This window comes from Isoptericola haloaureus, from assembly GCF_036689775.1.
In the GTDB taxonomy this organism is placed as follows: domain Bacteria; phylum Actinomycetota; class Actinomycetes; order Actinomycetales; family Cellulomonadaceae; genus Isoptericola; species Isoptericola haloaureus.
This window is the reverse complement of record NZ_JBAGLP010000118.1, coordinates 288,633-309,919: the sequence shown is the minus strand read 5'-3', so window position 1 is coordinate 309,919 and position 21,287 is coordinate 288,633. Positions and strand designations below refer to the sequence as shown.

The 21,287-nt window shown below is 75.5% G+C and carries 18 protein-coding genes; 10 read left to right on the top strand and 8 right to left on the bottom strand.

Going from position 1 to position 21,287, the window contains the following annotated elements; translation table 11 throughout:
- Positions 1-107: 107 nt before the first annotated feature.
- On the bottom strand, positions 108-1,637 hold the full coding sequence (locus V5O49_RS11595; RefSeq protein WP_332902372.1) for an aminopeptidase P family protein: 1,530 nt from the start codon (positions 1,635-1,637) through the stop codon (positions 108-110).
- Between the two features lie 55 nt (positions 1,638-1,692).
- Positions 1,693-2,436, bottom strand: a complete 744-nt coding sequence (locus V5O49_RS11590) for an alpha/beta fold hydrolase (protein ID WP_332902371.1) — start codon at positions 2,434-2,436, stop codon at positions 1,693-1,695.
- Positions 2,437-2,527: 91 nt separating this feature from the next.
- Between V5O49_RS11590 and V5O49_RS11585 the strand changes: the two genes are divergently transcribed.
- On the top strand, positions 2,528-3,388 hold the full coding sequence (locus V5O49_RS11585; protein ID WP_332902370.1) for a PHP domain-containing protein: 861 nt from the start codon (positions 2,528-2,530) through the stop codon (positions 3,386-3,388).
- Positions 3,376-4,011 carry a MarC family protein gene (locus tag V5O49_RS11580; protein ID WP_278236684.1) on the top strand — a complete coding sequence of 212 codons (636 nt, stop codon included), beginning with the start codon at positions 3,376-3,378 and terminating at the stop codon, positions 4,009-4,011. The genes V5O49_RS11585 and V5O49_RS11580 overlap by 13 nt, the downstream gene beginning before the upstream one ends.
- A gap of 47 nt (positions 4,012-4,058) precedes the next feature.
- Here V5O49_RS11580 and V5O49_RS11575 read toward each other — a convergent pair whose 3' ends face one another.
- Entirely contained in the window at positions 4,059-4,358 is a 300-nt protein-coding gene (locus V5O49_RS11575) for a DUF1905 domain-containing protein (protein ID WP_332902369.1), read from the bottom strand.
- A gap of 111 nt (positions 4,359-4,469) precedes the next feature.
- Positions 4,470-6,134 carry a DEAD/DEAH box helicase gene (locus V5O49_RS11570; protein WP_405001173.1) on the bottom strand — a complete coding sequence of 555 codons (1,665 nt, stop codon included), beginning with the start codon at positions 6,132-6,134 and terminating at the stop codon, positions 4,470-4,472.
- 219 nt (positions 6,135-6,353) lie between these two features.
- Here V5O49_RS11570 and V5O49_RS11565 point away from each other — a divergent pair, with 219 nt between their 5' ends.
- Positions 6,354-7,061 (top strand): ferritin-like fold-containing protein, encoded by a 708-nt coding sequence (locus tag V5O49_RS11565; RefSeq protein WP_332902368.1) that lies wholly within the window; start codon positions 6,354-6,356, stop codon positions 7,059-7,061.
- Positions 7,062-7,133: 72 nt separating this feature from the next.
- Here the strand turns inward: V5O49_RS11565 and V5O49_RS11560 are convergent, their stop codons facing one another.
- The gene (locus tag V5O49_RS11560) at positions 7,134-7,358 is read right to left on the bottom strand and encodes a DUF3107 domain-containing protein (RefSeq protein WP_332902367.1); all 225 of its coding nucleotides are present in this window, start codon (positions 7,356-7,358) and stop codon (positions 7,134-7,136) included.
- A gap of 247 nt (positions 7,359-7,605) precedes the next feature.
- Here V5O49_RS11560 and V5O49_RS11555 point away from each other — a divergent pair, with 247 nt between their 5' ends.
- From V5O49_RS11555 to V5O49_RS11545, 3 genes are read left to right on the top strand one after another with little or no spacing between them, the layout of a single operon-like run.
- Positions 7,606-10,914, top strand: coding sequence for an ATP-dependent helicase (locus V5O49_RS11555; protein WP_332902947.1), 3,309 nt, complete (start codon positions 7,606-7,608; stop codon positions 10,912-10,914).
- On the top strand, positions 10,911-14,426 hold the full coding sequence (locus V5O49_RS11550; protein ID WP_332902366.1) for an ATP-dependent helicase: 3,516 nt from the start codon (positions 10,911-10,913) through the stop codon (positions 14,424-14,426). Before V5O49_RS11555 ends, V5O49_RS11550 begins: the two co-directional genes overlap by 4 nt.
- A 9-nt stretch (positions 14,427-14,435) precedes the next feature.
- Complete coding sequence (locus tag V5O49_RS11545; protein WP_332902365.1) at positions 14,436-14,798, top strand: hypothetical protein; 363 nt, start codon at positions 14,436-14,438, stop codon at positions 14,796-14,798.
- A gap of 81 nt (positions 14,799-14,879) precedes the next feature.
- Here the strand turns inward: V5O49_RS11545 and V5O49_RS11540 are convergent, their stop codons facing one another.
- A complete protein-coding gene (locus V5O49_RS11540) occupies positions 14,880-15,803 on the bottom strand; it encodes a macrolide 2'-phosphotransferase (RefSeq protein WP_278236690.1) in 924 nt (307 codons plus the stop codon).
- A 74-nt stretch (positions 15,804-15,877) separates the two neighbouring features.
- Between V5O49_RS11540 and nudC the strand changes: the two genes are divergently transcribed.
- Positions 15,878-16,825, top strand: a complete 948-nt coding sequence (nudC, locus tag V5O49_RS11535; protein WP_332902364.1) for an NAD(+) diphosphatase — start codon at positions 15,878-15,880, stop codon at positions 16,823-16,825.
- 20 nt (positions 16,826-16,845) lie between these two features.
- Here the strand turns inward: nudC and V5O49_RS11530 are convergent, their stop codons facing one another.
- Positions 16,846-17,109, bottom strand: coding sequence for a mycoredoxin (locus V5O49_RS11530; RefSeq protein ID WP_278236692.1), 264 nt, complete (start codon positions 17,107-17,109; stop codon positions 16,846-16,848).
- A gap of 59 nt (positions 17,110-17,168) precedes the next feature.
- Between V5O49_RS11530 and V5O49_RS11525 the strand changes: the two genes are divergently transcribed.
- From V5O49_RS11525 to V5O49_RS11515, 3 genes are all read left to right on the top strand, one after another.
- Positions 17,169-19,214, top strand: a complete 2,046-nt coding sequence (locus V5O49_RS11525; RefSeq protein ID WP_332902363.1) for an ATP-dependent helicase — start codon at positions 17,169-17,171, stop codon at positions 19,212-19,214.
- A 188-nt stretch (positions 19,215-19,402) separates the two neighbouring features.
- Entirely contained in the window at positions 19,403-19,570 is a 168-nt protein-coding gene (locus V5O49_RS11520; protein WP_332902362.1) for a hypothetical protein, read from the top strand.
- A gap of 166 nt (positions 19,571-19,736) precedes the next feature.
- On the top strand, positions 19,737-20,105 hold the full coding sequence (locus V5O49_RS11515) for a WhiB family transcriptional regulator (protein WP_278236695.1): 369 nt from the start codon (positions 19,737-19,739) through the stop codon (positions 20,103-20,105).
- A gap of 60 nt (positions 20,106-20,165) precedes the next feature.
- Here the strand turns inward: V5O49_RS11515 and V5O49_RS11510 are convergent, their stop codons facing one another.
- A complete protein-coding gene (locus V5O49_RS11510; protein WP_332902361.1) occupies positions 20,166-21,260 on the bottom strand; it encodes a ThiF family adenylyltransferase in 1,095 nt (364 codons plus the stop codon).
- Between the last annotated feature and the right edge of the window lie 27 nt (positions 21,261-21,287).

Genomic DNA, 21,287 nt, shown 5'->3' with positions numbered 1-21,287 from the left:
GCGGCCGGTTCGGTACTCAGGTGTGCCGAACCGGCCGCTCTGTGCCGCACTGAAGCGGCGCTGGGCGCTGGGCGCTGGGCGTCTGGCGCAGCGCAGCTGCTGGATGCTCAGGCGCGCACGCGCGCCATCCAGGCCTCGACGTCCTCGGGGCGCCGGGGGAGCGCCGCGGAGAGGTTCTCGTTGCCGTCGGCGGTGACCAGGACGTCGTCCTCGATGCGTACCCCGATGCCGCGGTACTCCTCGGGTACGGCCAGGTCGTCGGCCTTGAAGTAGAGCCCCGGCTCGATGGTGAACACCATCCCCGGCTCGAGCACGCCGTCCAGGTACATCTCGCGGCGGGCCTGGGCGCAGTCGTGCACGTCGAGACCCAGGTGGTGCGAGGTCCCGTGCACCATCCAGCGGCGGTGCTGCTGGCCCTCGGGGGACAGGGACTCCTCGGCGCTCACCGGCAGCAGCCCCCACTCCTCGAGCCGGGCGGCGATGACCTCCATCGCGGCGGCGTGGATGTCGCGGAACTTCGCCCCGGGCTTCGCCACGGCGAACGCGGCGTCCGCGGCGTCGAGCACGGCGGTGTAGATGCGGCGCTGGACGTCGGTGTACTCGCCGTCCACGGGCAGCGTGCGCGTGACGTCGGCGGTGTACAGCTCGTCGATCTCGACACCGGCGTCGAGCAGCACCATCTCGCCCGAGCGCACGACGCCGTCGTTGGTGATCCAGTGCAGCGTGGTGGCGTGCTCGCCGGCCGCGGCGATGGTCTCGTAGCCGACCGTGTTGCCCTCGAGCCGGGCGTGCGCGTCGAAGGTGGTCTCGATGACGCGCTCGCCCCGGCGGTGCTCGGCGGCGCGCGGCAGGGCGCGGACGACCTCCGCGAACCCGTCGATCGTGCGGTCCACGGCCTCGCGCACGAGCTCGATCTCGAGCTCGTCCTTGACCAGGCGCAGCTCGGAGGCCGCCTCGGCCAGCGCGTCGTCGGAGGCGGACTCCTCGGTGCCGGCCTCGGTGCGGATCGCCTCGATGACGGCGGTGATCTCGTCGTCGGCCTCCGCGATCACGAGGACCTGCACGCCGTCGGCGCCGACGTCCTTGGCCAGGGCCTCGCGCAGCTCGTCGACGTGCCGCGCCTCGACGCCGGTGGCGGTGGTGACGTCGTCGAGGGTGGGTCGGGCGCCCACCCAGAACTCGCCGTAGCGGGCGTCGGCGTAGAACTCCTCGGTGTCACGCGGGGCCAGGGGGCGCACGTACAGCACGGCGTGGTGGTGCGACCCGCCGTCGCCCTCGCCCTCGGCGGTGGGGTGCAGCACGAGCACGGCGTCCGGCTCCTGGTCGGTGCCGAACCCGGTCAGGTGCGCGAACGCCGAGTGCGGCCGGAACCGGTAGTCGGTGTCGTTCGAGCGCTGCTTCAGCGGCCCGGCCGGCAGGACGAGGCGGGTGCCGGGGAAGCGCGCGGAGAGGCGCGCGCGGCGGGCCGCGGTGTACGGCGCGGCGCGGCCGGGCGTGACGCCGAGGTCCTGCCGCGGACCCCACTGCGAGGTGATGAACTGCTTGAAGGCGTCCGAGGTCGGGCGCTGGGACCGGTTGCTCCCGCGCTCGGTGATCTGCTCGTCCGCGGGCCGGTCGACCGGGGTGGTGTCGCTCATGGTGCCAGTCTCGCACCTCGCCGCACCCGGGTGCCGCCCGCGCGGTCCGCCGGGGTCACCGGCGTGCGAAGTCGGCCAGGGCGCGGCTCAGCACCCGGTTGTACTCATCGGGTGCATCGAGATGTACGTCGTGTCCGATCCCGGGGACGACGACGAGCGCCCCCCGGTCGGCCGCCCGCGCGAAGCGCTGCTCCTGCCAGCGCAGATGGCACCGCGAGCCGTTGACGAGCCACACCGGCACCGTCATCGTCCCGAGGTCCGCCAGTGCCGACCGGCCGGCCAGCTCGCCGAGCGCGTCGGTGACGAGGTCCCATCCGGGCCGGTCGTCCGTCGTCGGGACGGGCCCGGGCAGCCGACGGCGGAGGGCCTGCCCGGCCCGGGCGACGCCGTCGGCCACGTCCCGGTACAGCCGGACGGGCTTGCCGCGCGGCTCGGTGCTGCACCCGGAGGCCACGACACCGAGCAGCGGCCGCGTGACGTCGTGCGCGCGGTCGGCGGCCCAGCCCAGCGACACGTAGCCGCCCAGCGACTGGCCGACCAGCACCACCGGGGTGCCCTGCGGGAACGAGGCCACGGCGTCGTCCAGGTGCTCCCAGGCACGCCGGAAGGAGAAGCGCTCGGCCATGTGGCGGCCGTGCCCGGGCAGATCGACCGGGACAGCGGCGTGGCCGAGGTCCTCGAGGTGCGCCACCTGGTCCCGCCAGGCCGAGGCGTCCTGGCGCATGCCGTGCACGAGCACGACGCCGACCTGCTGGGTCGGCGTCGGCGTGTCGGTGCGGGACATCAGCGGAACAGTCACGCTCTCCATCCTCCTCCGCCGGTGCGCCGGTGGTCCGAGGAGCGCGTGGAGAGCGTGTGAGGGCATGGCGGCGCGTCCCTACACTTGGCGGGTGATCGACCTCCATACCCACTCCTGCGCCTCGGACGGCACGGACACGCCACGAGGTGTCATGGAGGCCGCGGCCGCGGCCGGCGTGACCGTCGTCGCCCTCACCGACCACGACACCACCGTCGGCTGGGACGAGGCGGCCGCCGCGGTGCCGGACACGCGCGTGGCGCTGGTGCGCGGCGTCGAGATCTCGACGCGTGCGCACACGCCGTCCGGCGGCATCAGCGTCCACCTGCTGGCCTACCTGCACGACCCGCAGCACCCCACGCTCCGGTCCGAGCTGGAACGGACGCGTCACGACCGCGTGCAGCGTGCCCGGCGCATGGCCGAGCGGCTGGCCGAGGACTTCCCGCTGACGTGGGACGACGTCGTGGCGCAGACCCACGACGGGGCCACGGTGGGGCGTCCGCACCTGGCCGACGCCCTCGTCGCGGCGGGCGTGGTCGCGCACCGCGACGAGGCCTTCGCGACGATGCTGCACCCCGGCGCCCCCTACTACGTGCCGCACTACGCGCCGGACACCGCCGACGCCGTGCGTGGGGTGCTCGCCGCCGGTGGTGTGCCCGTGATGGCGCACCCCCGCGCCGGGACCCGGGGACGGGTCGTCACGGAGGACACGATCGCCGAGCTGACGCAGGCCGGGCTGGCCGGTCTGGAGGCCGACCACCGCGACCACACGGACCCCGACCGCGCCCGGATGCGCGGCCTCGCGCAGGAGCTGGGGCTGCTCGTCACCGGGTCGAGCGACTACCACGGGGCGGGCAAGCAGAACCGGCTCGGTGAGCACCGGACCGACCCCGCGGTGCTGGCCGAGATCGAGGAGCGAGGAACGCTGGAGGTGCTGCGCCCGTGGACCAGGTGATCGAGCTGACCCTCTTCACCCAGGCGTTCGTCACGCTGTGGGTGATCATGGACCCGCCCGGCACCATCCCGGTGTTCCTGGCGCTGACCTCCACCATGGGGGCCAAGCAGCGCAGCCGGGCGGCGCTGCAGGCCGTGACGGTCGCGTTCGGCGTGATCGTGACCTTCGCGCTGTTCGGCCAGCAGCTGCTGTCGTACATGGGCATCTCGCTGGCCGCCCTGCAGGCGTCCGGCGGTCTGCTGCTGCTCATCGTGGCGATGCAGCTGCTGACCGGGCACTTCGAGAACGGTGAGGCGACGGCGGCGACCCCGGGGGCGAACGTCGCGCTGGTGCCGCTGGGGACGCCGCTGCTCGCCGGGCCGGGCGCGATCGTGGCGACGATGGTCTTCGTCCAGCAGGCGAACACCGAGGACGACTGGGTCCCGTCGGTGGTCGCGATCGCGCTGGCCATCGTGCTCGTGCACGTCTCGCTCTACCTGGCCATGCGGTTCGCCGAGGTGCTGCACCGTGTGCTCAAGGACTCCGGGGTCACCCTCATCACGCGGATCGCCGGCATCCTGCTGGCCGCCATCGCCGTCCAGCAGATCGCGGACGCCGTCATGGAGTTCATCGCCACCGCGTGACGGGCCGGACCCGGACGGGCCGGACCCGGGCGGCACGGACGGGCGCGTCAGAGGTCGACCGGTGTCAGCGTGACCTCGACCGGCTCCCCGGGGGCGAGTCCCTCGGCGCGTCGCACGGCCTTCTTCATCGGCAGGACGTAGCCGGACTGCTCCTTCGAGGGGAACACGGAGGTGCGCCACGTCGTGGCGCCCACCGTGACCTGCACGCGGATCGACCCGAAGCCGCGGGGCGGCAGGGGCACCTCGGCGAGCAGGTCGGACTCGTCGGGCGGGACCGTCACGAACCACCAGGCGTCGTCCTGGCGCGCGTCCCACTGCCACAGGGGCGCGGTGAACGTGAGCTGCATGCCCTCACCGTACGACCGGCGGACGACGGAGGGCGGGGCCGCGGGAGTACCGCGGCCCCGCCCTCCGGGAACCGGTCCGCCCGGCCGTCGGCCGGGCGCATGGGTGGCTCGTCAGTCGGTCGTGGCCGACGGCGTGCTGCCGCCCTGGCCCTCGCCGGCACCGCTGCGGCGACGACGACGGCGACGACGGCGCTGACCGCCCTCGCCGTTCGCGGCCTGGTCGGAGCCCTGGCCGGCGGGGCCGGACTGCTCCGGACGGGCTGCGCCGTCGGACCGCTGGCCCTGGCCGCCGCGGCCGCCGCGGGACCGTCCGCCGCCGCCACGGGAGCCGCCGCGACCGCCCTGGCCGCCCTGGCTGCCACGACCCTGACTACCGCGACCGCCCTGACGGTCCTGGCCGCCCGAGCGCTTGCCGGTCTCGCCGAGGTCCTCGAGCTCCTCGGCCTCCAGGCCGCCGAGCTGGCGCTTCTCCTTCGGCAGCCGGCCCTTGGTGCCCTCGGGGATCGAGAGGTCGGTGTACAGGTGCGGCGAGGAGGAGTAGGTCTCGACGGGCTCGGGGAAGCCGAGGTCGAGCGCCTTGTTGATGAGCTGCCAGCGGGGCACGTCGTCCCAGTCGACGAACGTGATCGCGGTGCCCTTGTTGCCGGCACGGCCGGTGCGGCCGATGCGGTGCAGGTAGGTGCGCTCGTCCTCGGGGCACTGGTAGTTGATCACGTGCGTGACGTCGGTGACGTCGATGCCGCGGGCGGCGACGTCGGTGGCCACCAGCACGTCGATGTTGCCGTGGCGCAGCGCACGCAGCGCCTGCTCGCGGGCCCCCTGGCCGAGGTCGCCGTGGATGGCGCCGGCGGCGAACCCGCGCGTGCGCAGCTCGTCGGAGACCTTCGCGGCGGTGCGCTTGGTCCGGGTGAAGACGATGGTGCGGCCGCGGCCCTCGGACTGCAGGATCCGGGCCAGGACCTCGACCTTGTCCAGCGCGTGCGCGCGGTAGACGACCTGGCGGGTGTTCTTCACCGTCGCGCCGTCGTCGTCCGGGTCGGCCGCGCGGATGTGCGTCGGCTGCTTCATGTACCGGCGGGCCATGGAGACCACGGGGCCGGGCATGGTCGCCGAGAACAGCATCGTGTGCCGCACGGCGGGGGTGCGCGCCAGGATCTTCTCGACGTCGGGCAGGAACCCGAGGTCGAGCATCTCGTCGGCCTCGTCGAGGACGACGGTGGCGGCGCGGGACAGGTTCAGGTGGCCCTGGTTCATCAGGTCGACGATGCGCCCCGGCGTGCCGACGACGACCTCGACGCCGTTGTTCAGGGTCTCGATCTGCGGCTCGTAGGCGCGACCGCCGTAGATCTGGACGATGCGGACCGAGCGGCGCGTCGAGGCCGACTCGAGGTCCTTGGCGACCTGGACGGCGAGCTCGCGGGTGGGGGCGACGACGATCGCCTGCGGCTTGCCCGGGGCCGGCAGCAGGTCGTACTCGGGCTCGCCCGGGGCGGCGACGCGGTGCAGCAGCGGCACGCCGAACCCGAGGGTCTTGCCGGTACCGGTCTTGGCCTGGCCGATGATGTCGTGCGCCTGGAGCGCGACCGGCAGGGTCATGGCCTGGATGGGGAACGGGTGGGTGATGCCGGTGTCCCGCAGGGCCTCGACGATCTCGGTGCGGACCCCGAAGTCGGCGAAGCTGACGTCCTGCGCCTGGATCGCCGCCGGGGTGGAGTAGTCGGGCTCGTTGGTGCCGGGCGCCGTGGCGGCGTTCTCGGCGGTGGTGTCTGTGGTCACTGGTGCCTTCACATGTCGTCGGCGCGACGGACCTCGCGGTCGGGCCGCGGATCGCACGCTGCGCCGGAGTGGTCGGCAGCCGATCGCGGAAGTACGTCGCGCGGTGTGCGCGTCAGGTCAGCATCGAGACGACCGGGCAACCGAGGTACTCGGCCATGGTATCGGACGCGCCCCGTCGGCGGGTGAGGCGTTCGACACGGGGACACCTATCCTGGTCCGGTGAGCAGCCAGCGCCCTTCCGCCGTGCCCGCCGCCGTCGTCGACCTGGTGGGTTTCGCCGCCTACTCCGAGCTGGCCGAGTTCGGGCTGCTCGCCACCCGGTCGGTGGACGCTCCCGACCTGGCCGTCCGCCAGGCGCTCGCCGACGGCGCCGACCGTGCGCTCGACCGCGAGCGGGCCGTCCTGGCCGTGGTCGAGGGCTCGGCGGCCGAGGTCATGGCCCCCTTCGCCGACGCGCTGACCGAGTTCGACACCCGGACCCGCACCGACGACTGGGCCGAGGGCGTGCTCAAGGGCGTCCTCGGGCACGGGGTCGCCCAGGACTTCTGCCGCGCCCTGGCGGCCGGCGTGGAGGACCCCGTCGGCAAGAAGCTGCGCGAGGTGCTCGACCGGCCCGCACCCGGTCCGGCAGCGGGCGCGGAGGCGGGGGCCGACGCCGAGGCCATCGAGGTGCTGGGCCGTCTCGGGGCCGGCGACGAGGTGCTGGCCTCGCGCCTGGCCCTGTGGGGGCGGCGTGTGGTGGGCGAGGCGCTGAGCCTGGTGACGGTGCTGCTGGACCAGCACCCGGGTCTCGACGAGCTGGCCGCACGGGCCCCCGGGGCCCACGGCGCCGACGAGGTCGAGCCCGACGGCGCGCGCACGTGGCTCGTCGCGCGGCTCACCGCCGAGCACACGCGGCGCATGGACCGGCTCCGACTCGCGGCCTAGCGGGACGACGACGGCGGGACGGCCGCCGTCCCGCCGTCGTCCCGGCCGCGTCGCCGGAGGCGGTCCGCGGCGTCAGAGCGAGCCGAACCCGACCGGGCGCTGCTCGCCGCTGCCGATCTCCACGTAGCCGAGCACGGACGACGGCACGATGATCTGGCGCCCCTTGGTGTCCTTGACCTCGAAGGGCTTGCCGCCCTCGAGCGCCGCGCGGACCGCCTCGGCGACCTCCTCGGGCTTCTGGTCGGTCTCCACCACCAGCTCGCGGTTCAGGTTCTGCACACCGATCGTGATCTCCACAATGTCTCCTTCGCGATCGGCGTCGCGCCTGCGACGCCGGGTGGATCTGGCTGACCTGATCCTATGCACCCGGGGGGTGGGTCGGCGGCGCCGTCCGCGCAGGGTGAACGCCGCCGGGGTGTCGGAGGGTCGTGGTCGAATCGTCCCCGTGACAGCCACCGCCCCCTCGCCCGGCTCCCCGACCGGCGCTGCCCGTGCCGCGGTCCGCCTGGTGCCGCCGGCCCCCGCGCAGGACGCCGGGGCCGCGGTGGTGCTGGACGAGACGCAGGAGGCCGCGGTCGCCGAGGCGCTCACGGCGCCCGCCTGCCTCGTCGTGGGCGCACCGGGCACGGGCCGGACGACGGTCGCGCGCGAGATCGCCGTGCAGGCGATCCGCGACGGACTGGACCCGGCCCGCGTCCTGGTGCTCGCCGCGACCCGGCGTTCGGCGGCACGCCTGCGCGACGAGGTGGCCGCCGGTGCGGACCGGACGATCGGTGCGCCGATGGTGCGCACCGCGGCGTCGGCGGCGTTCTCGGTGCTGCGCACCCGGGCCGGGGCGTTGGGCGAACCGGCGCCCACCCTGGTCTCGGGGCCCGAGCAGGACCTCGTGCTCGCCGAGCTCCTGGAGGGTCGGCTCGCGGGGGAGGGGACCCCGCTGCCGCTGCCCGACGGGCTGCCCGAGGAGTCGCTGGGCCTGCGCGGGCTGCGCCAGGAGCTGCGCGACCTGCTGATGCGGGCGGCCGAGCGGGGGCTCGCCCCCGCCGACCTCGCCGCGCTGGGCCGCCGCCACGAGCGCCCCGAGTGGGAGCTCGGGGCGCGCCTGTACGAGGAGTACCTGGACGTCATGGCGCTGCGCCTCGGCACCCCGGACGCCGGGGAGCGCTACGACCCGGCCGTCGTCGTCGACGAGGCGGCGCACGCGCTGGCCACCTGGCGCGACGAGCTCCCCGACACCCCCGCGCCGCGCTGGGACCTCGTCGTGGTCGACGACTACCAGGAGGCCACGGTGGCCACCGCGCGGCTGCTCGGCGTGCTGCACGACGACGGTGCCCGGCTCGCGCTCCTCGCCGACCCGGACATCGCGGTGCAGGGCTTCCGGGGTGCCGTGCCCGGGCTGGTCGGCCGTGCCGCCGCGCGCCGGGGCGAGGTCGGGGCCTTCGACGCGCGCACCGTCGTCCTGGGGACCGCGTGGCGTCAGCCCGAGCGGCTGCGCGACGTCACCCGTGCGGTCACGTCCCGCGTCGCGACCGTCTCGGGCGCCCTGCACCGCGGCGCGGCCGCCCGGCCGGACGACGGCGACACCCGAGCGGAGGACGGCGACGACCGGCCGGACGACGACGCACGGGCCGACGTCGCCGTGCTCGCCGGCACCGCCCAGGAGGCCGCGTACATCGCCCGTGAGCTCCGGGCGGAGCACCTGCTGCACGGCACCCCCTGGGAGCGCATGGCCGTGGTGGCCCGCAGCGGCGACCGGCTCGCCTCCCTGCGGCGCGACCTCGTCGCGGCCTCGGTGCCGGTGGCCCTGCTCGGGTCGGACGTCCCGCTGCGCGACGAGCCCGCCGTCGTGCCGCTGCTCGCCGCCCTGCGGGTCTGCGCCGGACCGGGACCCCTGGACCGGATCCTGGCCGAGGGCTCCTCGGAACCGCCGCCCCTGCTCGACCCGGAGACCGCGGCGCTGCTGCTCACCTCACCGGTCGGCGGTCTGGACGTCGTCGCGCTGCGGAGGCTGCGTCGTGCGCTGCGGGCCGAGGAGCTCTCGGGCGGGGGCGGTCGCTCGTCGGACGCGCTGCTGGTCGAGGTGCTCGGCGACCCGGACCGTGCGGCGACCCTGCCGGCCGTCGTGCGTCGCGGGCCCCTCGCCGTGGCGCGGGTGCTCGCCGCGGGCCGGGACGCCGCCGCCGTCGAGGGGGCGACCGCCCAGACCGTGCTCTGGGCCGTGTGGGCCGCCACGGGCCTCGCGGACCGCTGGCGCGACCTGGCGCTCGCGGGCGGTCCGGCCGGTGTGCGGGCCGACCGGGACCTGGACGCCGCGCTCGCGCTGTTCCGCGCGGCTGAGACGTACGTCGAGCGCATGCCCGGGGCGCCGGTCGGAGCGTTCGTCGACTACCTCGCCTCCCAGGACCTCCCGGCCGACTCGCTCGCGGCCTCGGCGACCGGGACCCGGTCGGTCGAGGCGTTGACACCGGCCGGGGCCGCGGGCCGGGAGTGGGACGTCGTCGTGGTCGCCGGCGTCCAGGACGGTGTGTGGCCCGACCTGCGGCTGCGCGACTCCCTGCTCGGCTCGCAGGCGCTGGTGGAGCTGCTCGCCGGCCGGTCCGCGGACGCCCACGGCGTGGGCAAGGAGGCGCGGGCCCAGGTGCTCGCCGACGAGCTGCGCGCCTTCGCCGTCGCCACCTCGCGGGCCCGCCGCCGTCTGCTCGTCACGGCCGTCGAGGACGCCGAGGACAGCCCCTCGGTGTTCTGCGACCTCGTCGACCCCCGCGGCGACGACGGCGAGGGTACCGACCCGCGTCGCGTCGGCGTCGGTCCGCCGCTGGACCTGCGCGGCATCGTCGCGGCCGCGCGGGCGGAGCTGGTCCGGGCCGCCACGGCACGCCTCGCCGCGGGGGACGACACGGGCGAGGAGCCCCCCGCCGCCGACGCCCACGCGGGTACCGGCGCCGGCGCGGGTGCCGACGGGGGCGCCGCTGACGCGGACACCGCCGCCGGGACGGCGGCCGCGCTGCTGGCCCGGCTGGCGGAGGCGGGGATCGCCGAGGCCGACCCGCGGACCTGGTACGGCGTCGCGCACGCCTCCAGCGACGCGCCCCTGTGGGGACCCGAGGACGAGGTGACCGTCTCGCCCTCCAAGGTCGACACGGTGGACTCCTGCGCGCTGCGCTGGGCCTTCGAGTCCGCGGGGGGCACCGCGCCCGACGCCACGCACCAGAGCCTCGGCACGCTGGTGCACAGCATCGCCGAGGAGCACCCCGCCGCGTCGCTGTCGGTGCTGCGCGCCGAGCTGGACCGCCGCTGGCCCGAGCTCGCGCTGTCCGAGGGATGGCCCACCCGCCAGCTCCGGCGCCGCGCCGAGGCCATGATCGAGCGGCTGGCGGCCTACACCGCCGAGCACGGTGAGCCCCTGCTCGTCGAGCCCGCGTTCGACCTGACGGTCGGCCGTGCGCGCCTGCGCGGCAAGATCGACCGGGTCGAGCCCGACGACGACGGCGTGGTCGTCGCCGACCTGAAGACCGGCCGGTCGATGCCCGCGCAGGCGAAGGCGGCGGAGAACCCGCAGCTCGGCGCGTACCAGCTCGCCGTCGAGTCCGGTGCCCTGGACCTCCCCGACGGCGTCCGGAGCGCGGGGGCGCGGCTCGTCTACGTCGCCAACGGCGCCCGCGGTGCCACCCTGCGCACCCAGCCGGCCCTGGAGGTCGAGCCCGACGGGTCGAGCTGGGCGCGTGCGCTCGTCGAGCAGGCGGCCGACACCATGGCCGCCTCGGCGTTCACCGCCCGGGAGAACGACCTGTGCACCATGTGCCCCGTGCGGCGCAGCTGCCCCGTGCAGACCGAGGGACGGAGCGTGATCTCGTGACGACGCCGGACGCCGGTCGGCCGCGCCACGACGAGGAGCTGCTGCTCGACGACGCCGCCTGGTCCGCCCTGCCGGAGCAGGACCGTAGCGCGCAGCTCGGCTTCCCCGCGCTGGCCGGCCCGGACGACGAGGACGCGCAGCCCGCGGCGCCGCGGCTGTCGGCCCGGGACATCGCCGGGCTGCTCGGGCGTCCCGCCCCCACCGACGAGCAGGTGGCCGTCATCGAGGCGCCGCTGGAGCCGGTGCTGGTCGTGGCCGGCGCCGGGTCGGGCAAGACCGAGACGATGGCGGCCCGCGTCGTGTGGCTCCTGGCCAACGAGCTGGTCGAGCCCGAGGAGGTGCTGGGCCTGACCTTCACCCGCAAGGCGGCCGGCGAGCTGTCCGCGCGGGTGCAGTCCCGTCTGGGGCAGCTCGCGCGGGCGCGGGGCGGGTCGTCGTCCGACCTGGACCTGCTGGCCCGCCCGACCGTCGCCACGTATCACGCGTACGCCGCCTCCCTGGTGGGCGACCACGGGCTGCGCCTCGGCGTCGAGCCCGGGTCGCGGCTGCTCGGCGAGGCGAACCAGTGGCAGCTCGCGGCGGAGATCGTCGAGTCCTGGGACGGCGACCTGGGCACCGAGAAGGCGGTCAGCACCGTGGTCGGGGCCGTGCTGTCGCTGTCCGGGGCGCTGGGGGAGCACCTGCGCGACGTCGACGAGGCCCGCGCGGCGCTCGAGGACGTCGTCGAGCGTCTCGAGAACCTGCCGCTCGGTCCGCGCCAGCGGCAGCGCACCAAGGAGGTCGAGGCGCTCATCGGCTCGGTGGCCGAACGGGCCCGCCTGCTCGACCTCGTCGCCGAGTACCGGCGTCGCAAGCGCCACACCGACTCACTCGACTTCGGCGACCAGGTGGCGTTCGCCGCCGAGCTCGCGCGCACCGTGCCCGCGGTCGGCGCGGCCGAACGCGCGCGCTACCGCGTCGTGCTGCTCGACGAGTACCAGGACACCTCCCACGCGCAGGTCGAGCTGCTCGCCGGCCTGTTCGGCGGGGGGCACCCCGTGACCGCCGTGGGAGACCCGCACCAGTCCATCTACGGCTGGCGCGGGGCCTCCGCGTCCGGTCTGTCGCGGTTCCCCGACCGGTTCCGGCACGCCGACGGCGGCACGGCCGCGGTGCGCTACCTGAGCACGTCGTGGCGGAACGACGCCGCCGTCCTGCAGGCCGCCAACGTGGCGTCCCGCCCGTTGCGCGAGGAGAACGGCGCCGGTGCTGTCCGGGTGCCCCCGCTGGACCTGCGCCCCGGCGCCGGCACGGGGTCCGTCACCGCCCACGTGGCCGCCACCCTGGAGGAGGAGGCCGAGGCCGTCGCGGACTTCGTGGCCGCCCGCTGGCGTCGGTCGAGCCGCCCGGACGACTCCGACCGGGTCACCGCCGCGGTGCTGTGCCGCGTGCGGTCGCAGTTCCCGGCCCTGGAGACGGCGCTGCGCCGGCGCGGGCTGCCCGTGGAGGTGGTCGGCCTCGGCGGCCTGCTGAGCACGCCCGAGGTGGTCGACGTCGTCGCGCTGCTGGAAGCCGTCCACGACCCCTCGCGGGGCGACTCGCTGCTGCGTCTGCTGACCGGGCCGCGCGTGAACCTCGGGGCCGCCGACCTGCACGCGCTGGGATCCTGGGCCGCCGACCTGGCGCGCCGCGACGCCCCGCGGCCCTCCCCGTCGCGCACCGACGCAGCACCCGAGGGGCCCGACGGCCCGGAGGCGGACGACCCCACGGTCGTGGAGGGCGACGTCGTCGACCACCGCTCCCTCGTCGACGCCCTGGACGACCTGCCCGAGCCCGGCCGGGCCGCCCGGGACGGCCGCGTGCTCACCCCCGACGGGCATGCCCGGCTGGCCGCGCTCTCCCGGCTGCTGCGCGGGCTGCGCTCCCTGACGTACCTGTCCCTGCCCGAGCTGGTCGTCGTCGCCGAGCGGGCGCTCGGGCTCGACGTCGAGGTCGCCACGGCGGAGATCCTCGCCGACGGGCTGGTCGCCACCGGCGGTGCGACCGCCGCCGAAGGGGTGAGCCGTCGGGGCCGCGAGCACCTGGACGCGTTCCGCGACGTCGCCGCCGGGTTCGCTCAGTCCGCCGACGTGGCGACGCTGGGCGCGTTCCTGGCCTGGCTCGGCGTCGCCGACGACCAGGAGCGCGGACTGGACATGCCCGTGCGAGAACCCGACCCCGACGCGGTGCAGATCATCACCGCGCACGCCGCCAAGGGCCTGGAGTGGGACGTCGTGGCGGTGCCCGGACTGGTCGACGGCGTCTTCCCGACCATCGCCGAGACGTCGAAGGGTCGCACCGACTCCGGCTGGCTCACGGGCCTCGGCGAGCTGCCCTACCCGCTGCGCGGCGACGCGGACGACCTGCCCGTCTTCCGCCTCGACGAGGCGGAAGACACCAAGGACCTCGTCGCCCGCCGGGACGAGTTCGTCCTGGACTGCGGGGCCCACCAGCTCGCCGAGGAGCGCCGGCTCGCCTACGTCGCCTTCACCCGGGCCCGCCGCGAGCTCTTCTGCACCGCGCACTGGTGGGGGACGGGGTCCCGGCCGCGTCGGGTCTCGCCGTTCCTGGTCGAGCTCGCCGCCGAGGGCCTCGTCGACACCAGCGGCTGGCACGCGCTGCCCGACGCCACGGACGGCAACCCCCGGGACGACCTCGAGCGGTCCGGCGTGTGGCCGGCGCCGCGGGACACCGCAGGTCCGGAGGTCTCCCCGCGCGACGTCCTGCGTGCCACCGCCGCCCGCGTCACCGAGGCGGCCCGGCAGGGCGCGGTGCCGGACGACGGCGCGCTGCGCGACGACGCCGGGCACGACCTCGTCGAGCTGTCCCGGATCCTGCTCGCCGAGCAGGCCGAGCACGACGAGCCCACCGTCGAGATGCCCGCGCACGTCTCGGCCTCCGGGCTGGTGCGCCTGTCCCGCGACCGGGACGAGTTCGCGCGCCAGCTGCGCCGGCCCGTGCCCGCCGAACCCACGGTGCACGCCCGCCGCGGGACGCTGTTCCACGCCTGGGTCGAGCAGTTCTACTCCGCGGCCTCCCTCGTGGACGTCGACGACCTGCCCGGTGCCGACGAGCAGGACACCGCCACGGACCTCGCCCTGGACGAGCTGCGCCGACGCTTCGAGCAGACGCCCTGGGCGGCGCGGACCCCGGTCGCCGTCGAGCAGGACGTCGAGACGCCCATCGCCGGTGTCATGGTGCGCTCGCGCATGGACGCCGTCTTCGTCGATCCCGACGCACCGCCGCCGGCACCCGGCGAGCCGCCCGCCGTCGTCGTCGTGGACTGGAAGACGGGACGCGAACCCACCGATCCCGCCGACCGCGCCCAGCGGGAGGTCCAGCTCGCCGCGTACCGGCTGGCGTGGTCGCGCTGGACGGGGCTGCCCGTCGAGAAGGTCGGCGCGGCGTTCGTCTACGTCACCTCCGGGACGACGGTGCGGCCCGCCGAGCTGCTCGACGAGGCCGGGCTGGAAGCTCTCGTCCGCGGCTCCTAGGCTGCTCCCGTGGTCGCAGCCGTGGGTCTCGTCGTCGTCCTGGCACTGCTCGCTCTGTTCCAGGTGCTGGTCGCCTGCGGTGCCCCGCTGGGTGCATTCGTCTGGGGCGGCCGCCACCGGGTGCTCCCGGCGCGGCTCCGCGTCGGCAGCCTGGTCGCCGTGCTGGTCTACGCGGCGGTCTCCGTCGTCGCGCTGGACCGCGCGGGCATGATCGACGTGCTGCCCGACGGCGTCGCCCGCGTGGCGATGTGGGTGGTCGTCGGGTGGTTCGCGCTGTCGATCGTGCCCAACGCCATCTCCCGCAGCCGTCCCGAGCGGCTCCTGATGACACCCGTCACCGTGGTGCTCGCCCTCCTGGTCGCCCTCTCCTGACCGTTGTGGGCGTGAAATCTGCAGGTCGGCACCGCTGAGGACCTGCAGATTTCATACCCACAACGAGCCTGCGCCTCCGCCTCACGCGGGGGTGTCCTCGCGGGTGGCCTCGTCGAGGTCGGCGAGCATCGACTCCGCGTCCGCCACGACGTCCGGCAGGCCGCGGCGCACCCCGTGCATGAGCCACCGGGCCAGGGCCAGCTCGCCCACGAGCAGGGCGCGGTCGACGAGGCGAGGGTCCGCCAGCTCGGTCCGGCGCAGCCGGTAGGCCTCCATGATCGCGTCCACGCACTCCGGCGGCGCCGCGGCGAGCAGCCAGGCGAGATCGTCGGCCGGGTCGGCGACCCGCGCCTCCGACCATCCGCTGATGCTGCCCACCCGGTTCCCGGAGGCCAGCACCTGGTCGGGGGCGAGGTCCCCGTGCACCACGACCGGCTGGAACCGCCACAGGCTGATGTCCTCCAGCGCGGCCTCCCACCGGCGCAGCAGCCGCGTCGGCACGCGCCGGGTCGCGGCCGCCTCGTCCAGCTCGACCAGGCGGCGCTCGCGGTACTCGGCCGCGGTGTAGCAGGGCAGCCCGCACGCCTCGACGACCGCCACCGGCAGCTCGTGCACCGCGGCGAGCGTGCGCCCCAGGTCGGCGGCGAGCCCCGGCCCGGGGCGCAGCGCGGCGACGTCCAGGGGGCTGCCGCTCAGGCGCCGGTGGACGACGGCGCGACCGCCCTCGGGCAGCAGCGCCGACCCGGCGACGCGGGGCACGGTGAAGGGCAGCACGCCCGCCTCGACGTACAGGTGCAGCGACTCGAGCAGCTCGATCTCGGCCTCGAGGGCGGCGCCGGCGAGCGTCGTCGACGGTGCGCGGACCAGCCACTCCGCGCCGTCCCCGGTCGTGACGATGGCGACGTCGTAGTCGCCCGGCACGTCGTCGGGGTGCACGGACCGCGCGTCGAGGCCGGGCACGGCAGCCGTGGCGAGCGCGGCGAGAGCGAGGGGACTTCGGGGCACGGTCCCACCGTAATGGGCCGTACCGGCGCCGCAGCGGTGCGTCCGCTGGCGTGTCCTGGCGTACGGTCGCAGGCGTGAACCCCCTGGAGCTGCCGTTCTCCCGCACCCGCCACGACCGCGCCGCGCACCGGCGCTCCGAGAGCGACCTCGTCGACCGGCTGCGGCGGGGACCTGACACCCGGGTGCTGGTCCTGCACCGCAAGCGTCTCGCCGTCGTCGGCCACGAGTCGCCGCGCGCGGCGCTGCTCGCCCCGGGCGGGCTGCCCGAGGGGACCTGGGTCTACCTCGGCGAGGACCACGGCGCGTCCTACGCGGCGCTGCTGCTGCCCGACGACGAGGACCTCGCACCGCCGGAGGGCGCCGACGGGTGGTCGGGGCTGCGCGAGCTGACGTCCGGCCAGGCCGAGGCGCTGGCGGAGGACGACGACGCGACGGTCCTGGTGCACGGCCTGTCGGTGGAGGCCGTAGCCCTGGCGGGCTGGCACGCCACGCACCGACGCTGCGGTCGCTGCGGCACACCGACCCTCGTGGTCCAGGGCGGCTGGGCGCGCCACTGCCCGGTGGACGAGCGCGAGACCTATCCGCGCACCGACCCCGCGGTCATCATGGCCGTCGTGGACGACGCCGACCGGCTGCTGCTCGGGCACGCGGCCACGTGGCCGGCGGGACGGTTCTCGACGCTGGCCGGCTTCGTCGAGGCGGGCGAGGCGCTGGAGGACACGGTGCGTCGCGAGGTGGCCGAGGAGTCCGGCGTCGTCGTCGGCACCGAGCCCGGCGACGTGGTCTACCGGGGCTCGCAGGCCTGGCCGTTCCCGGCCTCGCTCATGCTCGGCTTCCGGGCGCGGGCGATCGGGACCGAGGTGCGCACCGACGACGAGGAGGTCACCGACGCGCGCTGGTTCGCGCGCGACGAGCTGTACGACGCGGCCGCCTCCCGCGAGCTGCTGCTGCCCGGGCGGCACTCGATCGCCCGGGCCCTCATCGAGGAGTGGTACGGCGCGGAGCTGCCGGGCACCTGGTGACCCGGCAGCTCCGGGACGCATCAGGACAGGGCGGAGCGCACGTCGGCCAGCGACGGGTTGGTCGCGGCGGACCCGTCGGGGTAGACGACCGTCGGCACGGTGCGGTTGCCGCCGTTGACCTGCTCGACGTACGCGGCCGTCTCGGGCTGCTCCTCGATGTCGATCACCGTGTAGCCGATGCCCTCGGAGTCGAGCTGCGTGCGCAGGCGCCGGCAGTAGCCGCACCACGGCGTGGAGTACATCGTGATGGTGCCGGGCTCGGGCAGCGTCGGGGCGAGGGTCATCGTGGTCCTCCTGGGGAAACCGGGGTCGGTGTCGGGATCGGCTGCGACAATCGCAGACGATGTCCCTCACGACCAACTCACCGGGCGCCCCGCTTCATCCCGACGCGATCCTGGACGCCCTCGACCCCGAGCAGCGCGATGTGGCGCTCGCGCTGACCGGTCCCGTCTGCGTGCTCGCGGGCGCCGGCACGGGCAAGACCCGGGCGATCACCCACCGGATCGCCTACGGCGTGCGCACCGGGGCCTACCCGCCGACGTCGGTGCTCGCCGTGACCTTCACCGCCCGGGCGGCGGGGGAGATGCGCACCCGCCTGCGCGACCTGGGTGCCCACGGCGTGCAGGCGCGCACGTTCCACGCGGCCGCCCTGCGCCAGCTCGGCTACTTCTGGCCGCGCATCGTCGGTGGCGCGCCGCCCCAGATCCTCGAGCACAAGGCACCGGCGGTGGCCGAGGCCGCGCGGCGCGTGGGGGCGAGCGTCGACCGCGTCGCCGTGCGCGACCTGTCCAGCGAGGTCGAGTGGTCCAAGGTGTCGCTCGTCACCGCCGAGGACTACGTGCGGGCCGCCGCGGCCGACGACCGACCGCCGCCGTCGGGCTACGACCACCAGACGGTGGCGCGCCTCATCAGCGCCTACGAGGACGTCAAGACCGAGCGCGGGGTCATCGACTTCGAGGACGTGCTGCTGATGCTCGCCGACATGCTCGGCTCGCACCCGCACGTCGCCGACCAGGTGCGCTCGCAGTACCGCCACTTCGTCGTCGACGAGTTCCAGGACGTCTCGCCGCTGCAGCACTTCCTGCTGAACCAGTGGCTGGGGGACCGGCGCGAGCTGTGCGTGGTGGGCGACCCGTCGCAGACCATCTACTCGTTCACCGGTGCGACGCCGCACTACCTGCTCGACTTCACGCGCACGTACCGCGACGCCCAGGTCGTCAGGCTCGTGCGGGACTACCGCTCCACCCCGCAGGTGGTCTCCCTGGCCAACGACCTGCTGCGCCGCGGCCGGGTCACGGGGGCGCTGGAGCTCGTGGCGCAGCGACCCTCGGGTCCGGCGGTGTCCTTCACCACCCATGACGACGACGAGGCCGAGGCGGCCGGCATCGCCGCGCGGGCCGCGCGGCTCGTCGCCGACGGCGTGCGGCCCAGCGAGATCGCCGTGCTGTACCGCACCAACGCGCAGTCGGCCTCCTTCGAGTCGGCGCTGTCCGAGGCCGGCGTCAGCTATCAGGTGCGCGGCGGCGAACGCTTCTTCACCCGCAAGGACGTCCGCGACGCCATCGTGCTGCTGCGGGGTGCCGCACGCTCCGCCGACCCCGACCAGCCGATGCCGGAGCAGGTGCGCGACGTGCTCGTCTCGGCCGGCTGGTCCGCCGAGCCGCCCCACGCCCGGGGCGCGGCGCGCGAGCGCTGGGAGGCCATGCAGGCGCTGGTGGCGCTCGCGGACGACCTGGCCGCCGCCGCGCCGGAGGACGCGCCGGCGACGCTGCCGATGCTGGTCGACGAGCTCGCCGAGCGGGCGGCCTCCCAGCACGCACCGACGGTCGAGGGCGTCACGCTGGCCTCGCTGCACTCGGCCAAGGGACTCGAGTGGGACGCGGTGTTCCTCGCGGGCATGAGCGAGGGACTCATGCCGATCTCCCTGGCCGAGACCCCCGAGGGTGTCGAGGAGGAGCGCCGGCTGCTGTACGTCGGGATCACCCGGGCGCGCGAGCACCTGGAGATCTCCTACGCCCGGTCCCGCAACCCCGGCGGACGGGCCTCGCGCAAGCGCACCCGGTTCCTCGACGGTCTGTGGCCCGACGACGGGCGCGGTCGGCGCGGGGGTGCGGGGCGGGGCGCTCGCGGGCAGGCCCGGTCCCAGCTGTCCGGGGAGGCCGACGTGGCGCTGTTCGACGCGCTGCGCGAGTGGCGGCTGTCCGTGGCTCGCGAGGTCGACAAGCCCGCGTTCACGATCCTGGGTGACGCGACGCTGGCCGCGATCGCCGAGCTGCGGCCGTCCTCGACCGCCCAGCTGGCGCGGATCAACGGCATCGGACCGGCCAAGATCGATCGCTACGGCGAGACACTGCTCGACCTGGTGCGCGGGGCGTCCGAGGTTTCCTGACGGCACCCGCGGAGGGCCCGCGGACGGCTCTCGGGCGGCTCTCGGGCGGCCGGGAGGACGTCGCCGAGAAAAGATCCGAAAAAAGATGTGGCGAGCACCCCGGGGCGGTCTATGCTCGTGGAGACCGAGTTCGTTGCGGTGACCACCGAGAGGTGGGCGCCCGAGACCAGTGAGGAGGTGGGCACGAGATGAACACGATGAAGCAGAACATCGGCGCGACCGGCATCGCGACGGGGGAGAAGTACGCCTTCATCACTGTCGTTCCGGCTGTGCGTCTGCGCACGCGCGGCGGAGCAGGCGTTGCTCTCGTCGATCTCGCACCCGGCTCCGCTCCCTGGAGGCATCCGGTCCACTGACCGGTCCAGGCCGCGGAGTCCACCCGGGACCCGCGGCCTTCGTCATTCCTGACCAGGAAACGGCCATCGTCGGCCGGACGAACCGGCCCCCTGCACCCCAGGGGACCACCCGCAGGTCCTGAACACCGACGTTCACACCACACCCAGGACCTGACGGAGGAACATCGTGCGTCTCGCACAGCTGTTGGACGAGCGGCTGGTCGATGCGACCCCCGCCGGCGGCAGCCGCCAGTGGACCCCCCACCAACCCGTGACCCAGGACCCGGCCGAGGCGGCCGCGCTGGACCGGCAGTTCGCCGAGCTGCTGCCGTGCCGGACCAACGACCCCGAGCTCTGGTTCGCGGAGCACACCAGCGAGGTCGAGCGGGCCAAGGCCCTGTGCCGGACCTGCCCGCTGCAGGCGGGCTGCCTGGCCGGCGCCCTCGACCGCAACGAGCCCTGGGGCGTCTGGGGCGGCGAGGTGTTCGTCGACGGTGTCGTCGTGGCCCGCAAGCGGGGCCGGGGCCGGCCGCGCAAGAGCGAGCAGGCGGCCTGAGCCGTGCTCGTCGTCGACCTCTGAGGCGGCGCACCCCGACCGGTGCGCCGCCTCCGTCGTCTACGGGTGCGCCGGCCGCGTCGCCGGGACCCGGCGGACCGGGGGAGGCGCCGGCGCCGTGCACCCGCAGTCCGGGTGCGGAGGCAGCGGGCGGACCCGTGCCAGGGCGTCCGGCAGCCCGACCTGCAGCACCGCGCCCGCCGCGGCGGGCCGACCGCCGTCCAGGTGGGCGAGCACCTGACCGGTGGCGAGGGCGGCCCCGGTCGTGGCCAGCACCGTCTCGTGCCCGGCGGGCAGGGTCCATCCGGCGAGCTGGCCGACGAGCCGCGGCCAGTCGGGGTCGGCGTCCACGTCGTGGTGGAACCGGCAGGCGACGCAGGCCGTCGCGCCGGGTCGGACGAACGGCCCGACCTCCAGACCGGCCTCGCCGGCCACGACCGGCAGGTGGGCGATGCCGTGACTCATCAGCCGGGCGAAGTCCTCCGGTCGGCCCGCACCGGTGCAGACGACCACCGCGTCGGGCGGAGCCTCGTCGCGCCACGTCGTCGCCACACGGGTCCCGGGGTGCTGCTCCGCCAGCCGGCGCCGCAGGCGCGACGCGCGCCGGTGCCCGACGTCGACCTCGTCGTAGGCGCCGACTCCCAGGTCGACGAGCTGGACGGGGGAGTCGTCGTCGAGCAGCACGGTGCCGACCCCGGCGGTGGCGAGGTGTGCCGCGAGCAGCGCTCCGAGCCGCCCCAGCCCGACCACGGCCACCCGGGAGCGTGCCCGCCCGGCGAGGGTGCGCAGCCCGTCGCCGTCGACCCGGAGCGCGGCGAGCGCGGGCGCGTCCGCCGCACCGCCGGCTGCGGCCCGGACCGCCGCGGCCGGGGCGGCCGGCGGGACGAGGAAGCCGCCGTCGGTCAGCAGGGCGAGGATCCGGGCGCGTCGCTCCGGCGGGACCCGGTGCCGGGCGGCGCCGCGTTCCAGGTCGCCGTGGCGCGCGGCGGCGGCCTCGTGCAACCAGGTCCGCTCGGCGTCGGACAGCCCGGAGACCAGGAGTGACCACCGGTGGTCCGAGCCGAGCTGGAGCGTCCCGGAGCCGCGGTCCAGGACGGGCGTCCCCCGGCGCAGCCGCAGTCGGCGAGCGGGGGCGGAGGTGTCGGCGGGAGCCATGCCGACAACCTGGCACGGTCGTGCGCG

Coding starts and splice junctions, on each gene's coding strand:
- V5O49_RS11595 (WP_332902372.1), bottom strand. CDS start 1,637: ATGAGCGACACCACCCCGGTCGACCGGCCCGCGGACGAGCAGATCACC.
- V5O49_RS11575 (WP_332902369.1), bottom strand. CDS start 4,358: ATGCAGCTCACGTTCACCGCGCCCCTGTGGCAGTGGGACGCGCGCCAG.
- V5O49_RS11530 (WP_278236692.1), bottom strand. CDS start 17,109: ATGACCCTCGCCCCGACGCTGCCCGAGCCCGGCACCATCACGATGTAC.
- V5O49_RS11525 (WP_332902363.1), top strand. CDS start 17,169: ATGTCCCTCACGACCAACTCACCGGGCGCCCCGCTTCATCCCGACGCG.
- V5O49_RS11520 (WP_332902362.1), top strand. CDS start 19,403: ATGAACACGATGAAGCAGAACATCGGCGCGACCGGCATCGCGACGGGG.
- V5O49_RS11510 (WP_332902361.1), bottom strand. CDS start 21,260: ATGGCTCCCGCCGACACCTCCGCCCCCGCTCGCCGACTGCGGCTGCGC.